The 10,234-nt window shown below is 50.4% G+C and carries 10 protein-coding genes and 1 pseudogene; 8 read left to right on the top strand and 3 right to left on the bottom strand.

The features are described 5' to 3' along the window. Position 1 precedes the first annotated feature (1 nt). The 8 genes and pseudogenes from PCPL58_RS28290 to PCPL58_RS32270 all read left to right on the top strand — a co-directional run bounded on the left by PCPL58_RS28290 (position 2) and on the right by PCPL58_RS32270 (position 7,856). Entirely contained in the window at positions 2-391 is a 390-nt protein-coding gene (locus PCPL58_RS28290; RefSeq protein WP_083188513.1) for a hypothetical protein, read from the top strand. A gap of 364 nt (positions 392-755) precedes the next feature. Beyond that, complete coding sequence (locus PCPL58_RS28280) at positions 756-1,283, top strand: hypothetical protein (protein WP_232002871.1); 528 nt, start codon at positions 756-758, stop codon at positions 1,281-1,283. A 63-nt stretch (positions 1,284-1,346) separates the two neighbouring features. Next, positions 1,347-1,787 carry a hypothetical protein gene (locus PCPL58_RS31295; protein ID WP_147470654.1) on the top strand — a complete coding sequence of 147 codons (441 nt, stop codon included), beginning with the start codon at positions 1,347-1,349 and terminating at the stop codon, positions 1,785-1,787. Between the two features lie 610 nt (positions 1,788-2,397). Beyond that, the gene (locus tag PCPL58_RS28275) at positions 2,398-3,963 is read left to right on the top strand and encodes an Hsp70 family protein (RefSeq protein WP_065350968.1); all 1,566 of its coding nucleotides are present in this window, start codon (positions 2,398-2,400) and stop codon (positions 3,961-3,963) included. Between the two features lie 460 nt (positions 3,964-4,423). Beyond that, a complete protein-coding gene (gene istA, locus PCPL58_RS28270; RefSeq protein WP_002551322.1) occupies positions 4,424-5,446 on the top strand; it encodes an IS21-like element ISPsy4 family transposase in 1,023 nt (340 codons plus the stop codon). Continuing rightward, positions 5,443-6,252 (top strand): IS21-like element ISPsy4 family helper ATPase IstB, encoded by an 810-nt coding sequence (gene istB, locus PCPL58_RS28265; protein WP_005741073.1) that lies wholly within the window; start codon positions 5,443-5,445, stop codon positions 6,250-6,252. Before istA ends, istB begins: the two co-directional genes overlap by 4 nt. 188 nt (positions 6,253-6,440) lie before the next feature. After that, positions 6,441-7,001, top strand: a pseudogene (locus PCPL58_RS32275) (TniQ family protein); the annotation flags it as partial. A 126-nt stretch (positions 7,002-7,127) separates the two neighbouring features. Further along, a complete protein-coding gene (locus PCPL58_RS32270; protein ID WP_232002965.1) occupies positions 7,128-7,856 on the top strand; it encodes a hypothetical protein in 729 nt (242 codons plus the stop codon). Between the two features lie 21 nt (positions 7,857-7,877). On the opposite strand, the gene PCPL58_RS28255 is transcribed toward PCPL58_RS32270, so the two are convergent. The 3 genes from PCPL58_RS28255 to PCPL58_RS28245 all read right to left on the bottom strand — a co-directional run bounded on the left by PCPL58_RS28255 (position 7,878) and on the right by PCPL58_RS28245 (position 10,133). Further along, positions 7,878-8,996 (bottom strand): AAA family ATPase, encoded by a 1,119-nt coding sequence (locus PCPL58_RS28255; protein WP_232002869.1) that lies wholly within the window; start codon positions 8,994-8,996, stop codon positions 7,878-7,880. Between the two features lie 103 nt (positions 8,997-9,099). Further along, the gene (locus PCPL58_RS28250; RefSeq protein WP_065350967.1) at positions 9,100-9,861 is read right to left on the bottom strand and encodes an SIR2 family NAD-dependent protein deacylase; all 762 of its coding nucleotides are present in this window, start codon (positions 9,859-9,861) and stop codon (positions 9,100-9,102) included. Further along, on the bottom strand, positions 9,858-10,133 hold the full coding sequence (locus tag PCPL58_RS28245) for a BPSL0761 family protein (protein ID WP_024419913.1): 276 nt from the start codon (positions 10,131-10,133) through the stop codon (positions 9,858-9,860). The genes PCPL58_RS28250 and PCPL58_RS28245 overlap by 4 nt, the downstream gene beginning before the upstream one ends. Between the last annotated feature and the right edge of the window lie 101 nt (positions 10,134-10,234).

The following is a 10,234-nucleotide window of genomic DNA, read 5'->3' as shown; positions in this document are numbered from 1 at the left end:
AATGAATATCGGCGATATTGTTGAGCTAGATGGCTGGCTGGTTATTATTGATTATAAGCTTTTCCTCATCCCAGAGAACTATTCAGAAAGTTATGAAGATGGTGAAAAAATTGAGATGTCTAACCCTGAAATAATGTTTTCTGTGATGGATGAAATCCTTCCCTTGGCCGGAGGAAAGAGCTTTATATTTCATAAGTCTAAGGTTTCAGGGGTCTTGATAGAGCTTTCGCCGATGAAGATTAAGCCAACAGCTTTATCTGTAGAGGAGAGAGGGCGTGGTTTTATTTCTATAGATGTTGAGGGTGCTGTTGAAAAACATAAAGCTCGGTACGAGGATTTCCTCAAGAAGAGACAGAATGTTAGGTCCGGTGACTGGCTAGATTACTTGTAGGTGCAAAAGCAACTACTAACGCTCCAAATACACCCAGGTTCATTACGGACTCTGCCGGTAATACTATTGATTTAGATTATACCAAGGGACTCAGGGAAACGAATGTGACGGTCACGGGAACGCATGGTGGTATTCAGTATCCGTTGCAAGGGCAAACTTCCGATTCTTATGCAAATCTTGGAAATGGACATGTTGTTGTCTACGGTCCTGAGGGGCGTGCACTATATGATGTGTCTAGCTCTCGGATTAAGGTGGTCGAATGGAACCAAGCTCCGAATGGAACATATTTCCCCAAGAAGGGAAGTGATACAAAAGTTTTTGAGGGAAATGTTCCTCAGTCGGTTCTTGATAGCTTGGGGTTGAAATGATGAAAGTTTATCAGGGTAATATTTCTAAAGAGTCGTTGAGTCTGTTTGTTTCAGATATTGGCTCCGGGGAGTTTTTTTCATATGTAGGGCACTTGGTTTCATTAGAACAGGCAATTTCTGTTCTGGGTTTGCTCTCTCCTGATTTTATTGAGGTCAATGGTCATATTTTCTGGCTGCCTAACGCTCAGCAATACGATCCGCAAAAATTTCATTTGAACGGGCTGGTTGAGACCGAATCTAGTGTGTTGGAACAAAGTACATCGCGTAAAGACGTTGAACGATACAGAAATATTTTTTCAATAAATCAGTTCTTTTCAAAGTGGGAGGATGCACCGGGTCGACCCGTATTTAAAGTGGGCCTGTCGGAAGAAGATTATCGTCTTTGTCATTTATTTGCTGAACAGATCACTAGATATTGGAAACGCGCGTTATCCGATACCTTTCCAGAGAAGGTATTTCAGTTTGAAATTGCTGACGATCTTCTCGATGAATATGGTGTCTGTCTGACATTCTGGCAGTCGTAGTTTAAAGAGCGCACAGGATGCGTCCGCGCCATTAAAACCACTGCCAGAGGCTAAATAATAATTATGCGTTTAGAAATGGTTGAGGAAATCCTTGTAGAAAAACTTAAGGTAGTCAGTGAGGAACAACGAAGACGTGCTGTAAGAGTGGCTTGCGAACTTGCTTTACAGGCCTGCCCAGTAGAGGTGCCTATTGTTGTCGAATCTCTTGGGCAGCTACGATCTGGTAATAAACTCACGTCTGATCAGGTTTCTGGGCTAGATGCCTTAGCTGCACAGTTAGATGAGAAGTATTTTGACTTGCAAGACAGCCTGGATGAAGGACAAAACTTAAATGTAGAAGGACTTCAGTTGTTTAGCCAAGCCCGCACTGTATCGGCGCTGTCCTTAGCTGGTGGAGGGGATTCGCTTATGACAGCGACCGAAGCAATATACGAGGCATCATCAGCAGTTGATGATGGAACTTATATTTTTAAAGCAGTACTTTCGGCTTTGCCAGAGTATTAATCAGCAGGTATTATGCTTTGTCTGAGATCCGGCGCACTCTTGCGCCGGTATTTTCAGTGGCAGCTGCACCCTTTCTGCACCCCAGCCTGACGACCTTCGGTCTACCTATGTCGCCGCTGATGCAGAATTGACCCAGCTGCCGAAATTTCGCTGACCCAAGCTTCTACTTCGTAAAGAGTTTGCAGGTCTGACTTTGGGCTGAATACTTATGGGGCAGCGCCAAGTCGGCATATGGGTCAATTCTGGATCAGCGATAATACCGTTGGGCTACAGCTAGTACATTTGCCGTAATCACCCCTGCGCTTCATCTTTACCAAGGAAGGCCTGAAGTAGACCGCTATTTTTTTAGGCTACTGACTGATCGGCGTTTTAAATCAGCGTCAACATCCGCGACTCTTCCATCGAGAACCATCTACTGGAACAACAGCTCGTCCCCCTTCGACCTAGGCCATAGCGGCACGCAGTGGTTAGTATCTATGTTTTTCACGGATTAACCTCAAGGCCGCCGTTAACCAAGCGAGTGGATGGATTCTGTCGCGATGAGCAGGTAGATTCTGTGCACTTGCAGATGAGTTTAAGGGACCAGGCTGCGGCCAGACAGGAGTAGAGTGTGAAGATCGGTGTTGATTTCGGAACCAGTTTTTCCAGTGCGGCGTTTTTTGTAAATGGGGAGGTGCAGCCAATCACCTTTGGCAACGATCAGCAATTTCGCACGGCGGTGTTCTTTCCCGATCGCTACGTCGATCCCTCACAGTTTGTGCTGACGGCGAAGCATGAGCATGAGATCGACAGTGCTATAGCCACTCAGAAGAGCTTCTACAGCTCTCAAATGGCCCTGTATAGAGCTCGCCTGGAGAGTATCGATAAAGGAGGCATGGGCGGCGGATATGGTCGTAATGGCTATTCGGCTGCAGAGAAGGCGCTGTTGCGCGGGCGGGTGGCCAAGCCTAGGAAAGTTTCTGATGAGGATATTCGTCAATCGACTATCAACATGTTGCGCCGGCGCTGGGTCAACATGCAGCGCGAGAGTATTGCCCAAGAAGGCCTTGACGTGCGCAAGGCCAATGGCATCTTTGGTGAGGATGCCATTGAGGCGCTGTATAACGATGAAGACGGGCGGGTTTTCCAGTCCCCCAAGTCCATGCTCGGTTATCGTCTGGAACCGCATCATCGTGACGTGGTAGTCGGTGTAATCAGTCAGGTGCTAGCGTATATTCGTAACACTGCAAGCCGGCAGTTGAACAAGGAAGTCACTGCTGTCGTACTAGGGCGCCCCGTCGAGTTTCGCGGCACTGTCGGTAGCCGTGACGATCAGCAGACACAGGATATGCTCGAGCGGGCGGCCAAAGAGGCGGGTTTCGCTGACGTCGAATTCCTGCGCGAGCCTTCCGCCGCAGCTTACGCTTACCACATGCAATCCCCTCATGCCCATGCTGCATTGATCATTGATATCGGTGGCGGAACCACTGATATCGCTTATGCCCAAGTAGGCGGTGAAGTAGCACAGCCGGTTATCCATCAGGTCTGGGGTCAGGGCTTTGGTGGTACCGATGTCGATGTGGAACTCTCCACCAGCGCGGTGATGCCGATGTTCGGCAAGGATGATAAACACGGCTTGCCTCTACACGCTTATCGCAGCGCTGCGCAGATCAGTGATCTGAGCTTGCAACGTGACTTCGTTAAACAGGATTTGGCGCGGGTCATCGAGCCCTTCAAGACACGGCTGAAACGCCTGAAGGAAAAGGGCACCACCGTTCGGCTCAATCGGGATATTGAACAGCTCAAGATTGACCTGAGCGGCGATAGTTACGCCAGTCGGGAGCTGGATTACATAGAACCTGAATTGAGGGTGACTGCAGACAGCAATGTGCTGGAAACAAGTACACGTCGTTTTCTAAAAGATTTTCGAATGCTGTTGCAGAAAGTTCGCGCAGAATTGTCCAACGCTGTGCCGGTGATCTTCATGACGGGGGGGATGTCACGAGCACCATATGTGCAGGCATGCGTATGCGAGGTGTTTGCCGGATCAGAGGTGGTGATGGGTGATGCTTCGCTTGGAGTAGTGGCAGGTTTGGCACAGTTTGCCGCAGCACAGGGGCCGGGACAGCCTGCTCGACATACGTACGAAGGTGCGGACAAAGGGCTGAGCATTAAAGAAATCTTGTGTCGTGACTAGCGTATCCATACCGATGGCTGTTCGCACCGCGACTGACCAGTTCGAGATGCTAGATCAGCTTCAGCAAGGCAACCCGTATTTTCGCAGATACGGGCGGATGCCGGATTTGGCCACTTATCGGCACCGGGAGGAGGTCAAGAGCGATAGCCAGTCGTGATGACGGTTGGCAAAGCCGGTCCGCCCTAGCGGCGAATCGAGCCAATTAATGGTTGTGAAATACCCGCGACAGTTTTTAATACCTAGAGCAACTCATGGAATGGCCGTTTTTGGACGTCGCGACAGTTTTTGGAGCTGGTTTGGGTTTGAGCCATACCCCGTGTTTGCTAGGTTTTTCGCGACAGTTTTTATTCCTTAGCTTCAGCTTGTGGTCCTAGGTGTCACCGCCACTGTAAAAATGACCCCCTAACGCCAACCTAGAATTGACCCCCCTGGGTAAAACTGGCGGCTTTGAGCTGCCAATATGTTGACCCAGGAGCAGTCTGTGGAAATTAAAGTGTTGGCCCGTCAGGGCCATGGCATCAAATTCATCGCCCGTGAGCTGGGTATTTCGCGTAACACCGTGCGCAAGTACCTGCGAAAGGCCCGGTCGCTACCCAGTGACAAGGTGAGACCCGCACGTCCGTGCAAAATCGACCCCTTCAAGGACTACCTGCACGAGCGTATTGAGGCGGCGCGCCCACACTGGATTCCGGCGACCGTCCTGCTGCGTGAGATCACGGCATTGGGGTACAGCGGCGGCGTCAGTCGTCTGAAGGCTTATATTCGCCCCTTCAAACGTAAGGCAGAAGAGCCGGTGGTACGTTTCGAGACACTGCCCGGCAAGCAGATACAGGTGGACTTCACCACCATTCGACGAGGCCGTCAGCCGCTTAAGGCGTTCGTGGCGACACTTGGTTTTAGTCGAGCAAGCTTTGTCCGTTTCTCCGAGCGAGAGGACAGCGAAGCCTGGCTGACAGGGCTTCGGGAGGCGTTCGCTTACTTTGGCGGCGTGCCCGAGCAGGCATTGTTTGATAACGCCGGAACCATCATCACCGAGCGAGATGCTTTTGGGGAGGGCCAGCACCGTTGGCATCCCCGATTGGCTGCGCTGGCCGATGAGTTTGGTTTTATTCCCAAGGTCTGCCGCCCTTACCGTGCCCAGACCAAGGGCAAGGTTGAGCGCTTCAACGGGTATCTGAAGGGCAGTTTCATTACCCCGTTGGCCGCTACGCTCAAGAGTGCGGGTCTGACGCTGGATGTGGTGACGGCCAACGCACATATCGGCCAATGGCTCGACGAAGTCGCTCATCAGCGGATTCACGGCACGACGGGTGTTCAACCGGCGGTACGTCTGGCCCAAGAGCAGCAGGTACTATTACCACTGCCAACACAGAGCCTGCGCCCACAACCCGCCCAAGGCCTACGCCTGGGACGGGTCCTGCCGTACGAGAGCTTGCAGCATCCGCTGTCGGTTTATGAGCAACTGCTGGAGGTGAGAGCATGAACCTTCAACATGCTCGCCTGACAGAACTATGCAAGGGGCTAAAGCTTGAGCGCGTCGGGGTGGACTGGCCGCACCTGGCCCAACAAGCAGCAAGCGGCGAAGACAGCTTTGCCGACTTCCTCGAAAAGCTGCTGGCTGCCGAGACCGATGCCCGAAGTGAACGCTCTCGACAGGCCCTGCTGAAAACTGCCGCGCTGCCCGCTGTGAAAACGCTGGAGCAATACGACTTCGCGTTTGCCACCGGCGTCCCCCGGGCACAGCTCCAGGAGCTGGCAGCACTGAGTTTTGTTGGACGTGCCGAGAACATCGTGTTCCTGGGGCCTAGTGGTGTAGGCAAGAGCCACCTGGCTATCGCCCTGGCCTACCGGGCAGTGATGGCCGGTATCAAAACCCGCTTCGTCACGGCGGCTGACTTGATGCTGCAACTGACCGCTGCGCACCGCCAGGAACGGCTCAAGGAATACTTCAGTCGTGTGGTGATGGCCCCTGGGTTGTTGGTCATCGATGAAATCGGCTACCTGCCGTTTGGTCGTGATGAAGCCAACCTGTTCTTCAATGTTGTCGCCAAGCGCTACGAGCAAGGCAGCCTGATCCTCACGAGTAACTTGCCGTTTACCCAGTGGGCCGGAACCTTTGCGGATGATCAAACACTGACAGCGGCCATGCTGGACAGGCTGTTACATCATGCCCATATCGTGCAGATGACAGGTGAAAGCTATCGACTCAAGGACAAGCGCAAAGCAGGAACCAAATCTTCTCGGGCCGAACCGGCTCGAAAATATGAACCCGAGGGGGGTCAAAACTAAGTTGGCGATTTAGCACGGAAGGGGGTCACTTTTTAGTTGGCGTTGACACCTAGGTATTAAAAACTGTCGCTAGGTATTAAAAACTGTCGCAGAGTGATAGCTACACGGCATCACTCTGCGGCAATTTGTATACCTATGATTAGATTAAGGGATCGATCTCCTGATTCGCGGCTCGCGCTGCGGGGGGGATGCCCCAAAAAAACCTATGGCGCCCCGTCCGCGATGAGCTGAAATACGCGTTTCAGCAGCACTGTTTTCGGGTGGTTCCTCATTTGGGGAACTGTCGATTCTTGATATCCAAGCTACTGCGAACTGACTACCCATTCGGTTCGCCTAAGCGGCAATCCCAGATGCTAGTCACAATCCAAAAAGATGAATCGATCCGTTCCTTTGTCGAGCGAACTATTTTCGTGAGTCAAGGCGAGCCTATCGCTAAAGCTCTACATAAAATTTCGACTTCGTACTTTGATATGATGGATTTGAGGAAGATTGCCAGCGTACTAAAATGGCCTGGAGTTTATGGTTTCAATCGACTGCTTCACTGCCACTCCGACTTTCCTATTCGTGCGCTACTGAAGCAGTATAATGAGCTCGCTTATTCAGGCTCAGCTTATTCTATGAAGCATTTTCGATACGAAGATTCTCCAGCTAGTTATTGTCCTGACTGTGTCCGTGAAGACCTTGATAATATTGGATTTACTTACTGGCGTAGGCTTCATAGACAACCTTGGTCGGTCTGCGCACGACATAACGTAAAACTCATAAACCGCTGCCTTTTTTGTGACGAGCCGTTTAAGTTTGGGAGGCACGCCTTAAACTTTCTTTGGTCAGGGTGTAATGGGCACTACGTCTCTGAGTCCTCCTCAAGCCCCAACATGGATGTGTCTGCGCTGAGAGCTGCACGAGATGCGCATGATATATGTGAATTTAGGTATCACTTGCCTGCACAGATGGCACTGGACATAATTAATAGCCGAATAAATACTTTAGTAGAAGATAAAGCAGTTCTAGATGTTGATCAAAGCTTTTTCAATATGGTTAATCAGTTTTGCGTCCATTACGGATATTATAAAGTGCCCCTAACTAGCCAAAGCATAGAGTGCACTGATACTTTTTTAAAAGCTTTGAGTTATGGCTTTGAAAGCTTTGATGATTTTGTCGTCAGTATCGGTTGTGACGCCAGTGAGATGATAAAAATCAATGACTTATGGCTAACACATCAATTCTATACCTCTCTTGATCAAGATGCGTATGTAGAGGAGGATTATCGCTCAGGAATCGGAATTTTCTTTTTTGCGGCACCCAAGAAGAAAGGAATTTACAAAGGCTACAGGCATGATATCCAGCTTGATAATGAAATTCCCTGCGGTAGCTTTGAAGGTAATTGCATATCCGATGGCCCTGCACGTGCCTCAATGTTTAGTATACCTAGGCTAGGAAAAAAAACAGTAGATGAATTTTCTCGATCTAGTGGGCTAATGGAGACGTTAAAGTGCTTTTCTTCTAGGGTTGTTGTAAGTCCCAGAAAAGAAAATACTATAACTGAGGATGAATTCCAAGAGCTAGAAAATTTACTAGAAATACAATATGGAAAATCAATATAGTCGTTGTAATTAATTTGATAGTCAGGTATTAGGCTTATTTTTTGAATCGAGTGTTTTAGCTAGTAATCTGGCATGATTCTTGGCCATTTCTTCGTCAGATGTCTTGCGGACTGAGGTCTTCTTAACATTGCTCGGCAGATTGGTAGCAACCAAATTTGGCGCTACTTCCTGTAAGCCAGATAACTCTGTCTTAGTAAGTGCTGATACGAGCACTTTAGTAGCGACGCGCTGTTCGCGGTCTTTGCGAGAGAACTCAATAACGCTTGAACGTAGTGGAATAGTAAACGGGCACTTTAGATCCTTTCTGATCCCCGTGCTCGATTTCTGTATGGCTTCGCGTACAAGCTCTTCGACGGCAATCTTGTGTACGGAGTAACCACTGGAAACGAAGGCCGCTTGCAGGTCTCTACGCTCGATAGAAAAGCGGCTTGCTGATCGTGCTTCCAGATAAGCTAGTTTTAAAAGTTGAACGACAAAGCGTTTGATACCGAACGTGAAGCGATACAGATCTTCAGCGAGAATTTTTGCCTCGATCTTAAGTCGGTCATTGCAGGCTGCCAGGCATTCACGCATGTACTCATGCCAAGATTTACAATCCAATGTATCAGGGAGCATGATGCGCGGTTCGCTCAGGAGACGCTGGGTGTCCTCGCTATTACGCTCCTTCAGCTTATGGACGAGGCTGTAATTCGCGACGTAGATTAGTGGGGCGCCGATTTTGGCCATGCTCAGCAGAATATCTGTCACACGTGCGGCACCTTGACCAAGGTTCACGAACTGCATCTCATCAAGTAGCACTGTTGAAACACCCTCTGCGTATGCACGACGACGGCACCGTGCGATCAGCTCTGCGACGCTGTCCCTTGATGAGATAGTCTGATTCAGAAGATCTGCTAGCAGTTGCCTCACCAAACTACTCTCTCGCGCACTCGCATACCAGTGTGATACGACTACAGCTTCTTCTACATAGTGGTCAATTTTCAAAGCCTGAGGACTAGGCAACACCTTGCGCAAAGCTGTGATGGTTGCGCTCTTGCCAACACCGGCAAGACCGGTGAAGCATATCGGGAACACCTCTCTTGCTGGGGGATTGTAGAGGCAGGATACCCAAGCAAACTCGGGAGGGTTTGGAGGATGCATACAGCCGACTGCTGTTCGAATCCAAAGGGTCGCCTAAGCCGCGAGCGCCCGCAAAGTAGGTGCTATGAAAGCACTCACACATCTTGCTGAGCTGCTGCCATCGTTATATTGAGGTTGTCGCCTGCAATAGCGCAGGCAACATTTGCGCGGCCGAGCCCGTCAGCATCAACTCGTTTGGGGCTCCCAGGCAAACGTCTGCGATGTTGACGTGGATAACTGTCGCGCCAGATGCCAATGCAATTTCAGGAATATCCGCCGCAGGCCTTACGAATCCTGACGTTCCCACGGAGATCAGAACGTCGCAATTTTTGACGTCGACCATTGCTACTTTCCAAGCACCAGCAGGCAGGTCCTCTCCAAACCACACAACACCCGGTCGGAGTTTACCGTTACACCGAGTGCACCGGGGCGGCTCGACCCATTGTTCCTCTGCAGAAACCTGAAATTGATCAGTCGTGAGTAACGCTGGACGCTTGCACGCAAAGCAGATCGGCTTGATCAAGCTGCCATGCAAATGCACGACGTTCTGAGACCCCGCTCGCTCGTGCAGGTCATCAATATTTTGAGTGATGATCGAAACCTTTTTGCCGGTGCTCGCCAGTTGACTAATAGAAAGATGAGCGGCGTTTGGTTGGGCTTGGCCAGCTTGGAAACGCCGCCACAGATACCACCCCCAAACCATTTGAGGGTTCTCTCGAAAAGCACGTGCCGTTTCCAACCTTTCGGGGTCGTGTTTCGCCCAAACGCCTGTGAGCTTGTCGCGAAATGTTGGAATTCCACTTTCCGCAGAGATGCCGGCACCGGTGAAAAATACAACCTTTCGAGCGGCCGCCAAGGATTCGATGGCCCTATCCAAGTCGTTCATTTCGGGCTTTGGGCGTCTGCTGCGTCGCAGATTGGGGAGTAATCGCTGTTCTCGATGGAAGAGCTGAACACTGGCCCCATTGGCGATATTAAAGGGTCTGAACCTTCTTCAATACGTCCCGCCAGCAGCATCTGGAACTGATCTGGATAGTGACGTAGGAGAAATTTGGCATCACGTCGTATCCGTTCGGGCAGCGATGAATCTCGGGACAGTTCAAGCAGAAACTTACCAGTTTGGATGACTGCCCGCGTGCGTTCATTTGGCATGGTCATGGCGATCCCCTCAGAGTTGTCTCGCAGCAGTGCTTGATTACCAATGCTCAACATTGTCTTCAGTTTAGCTCTTACGAGCTGAGTTAAGGGCGAAGGGGGGA

This window comes from Pseudomonas cerasi (assembly GCF_900074915.1).
GTDB classification, from domain to species: domain Bacteria; phylum Pseudomonadota; class Gammaproteobacteria; order Pseudomonadales; family Pseudomonadaceae; genus Aquipseudomonas; species Aquipseudomonas cerasi.
Note: the sequence above shows the minus strand (reverse complement) of the source record. Positions and strands in the feature narration are given on the sequence as shown.

What these genes read in the sequence shown, in the direction of transcription:
- PCPL58_RS28290 (WP_083188513.1), top strand. Translation starts at nt 2, where the DNA reads ATGAATATCGGCGATATTGTTGAGCTAGATGGCTGGCTGGTTATTATT.
- istB (WP_005741073.1), top strand. Translation starts at nt 5,443, where the DNA reads ATGAACCTTCAACATGCTCGCCTGACAGAACTATGCAAGGGGCTAAAG.
- PCPL58_RS28280 (WP_232002871.1), top strand. Translation starts at nt 756, where the DNA reads ATGATGAAAGTTTATCAGGGTAATATTTCTAAAGAGTCGTTGAGTCTG.
- PCPL58_RS32270 (WP_232002965.1), top strand. Translation starts at nt 7,128, where the DNA reads ATGGATGTGTCTGCGCTGAGAGCTGCACGAGATGCGCATGATATATGT.
- PCPL58_RS28250 (WP_065350967.1), bottom strand. Translation starts at nt 9,861, where the DNA reads ATGAACGACTTGGATAGGGCCATCGAATCCTTGGCGGCCGCTCGAAAG.
- PCPL58_RS28255 (WP_232002869.1), bottom strand. Translation starts at nt 8,996, where the DNA reads ATGCATCCTCCAAACCCTCCCGAGTTTGCTTGGGTATCCTGCCTCTAC.
- istA (WP_002551322.1), top strand. Translation starts at nt 4,424, where the DNA reads ATGTTGACCCAGGAGCAGTCTGTGGAAATTAAAGTGTTGGCCCGTCAG.
- PCPL58_RS31295 (WP_147470654.1), top strand. Translation starts at nt 1,347, where the DNA reads ATGCGTTTAGAAATGGTTGAGGAAATCCTTGTAGAAAAACTTAAGGTA.
- PCPL58_RS28245 (WP_024419913.1), bottom strand. Translation starts at nt 10,133, where the DNA reads ATGACCATGCCAAATGAACGCACGCGGGCAGTCATCCAAACTGGTAAG.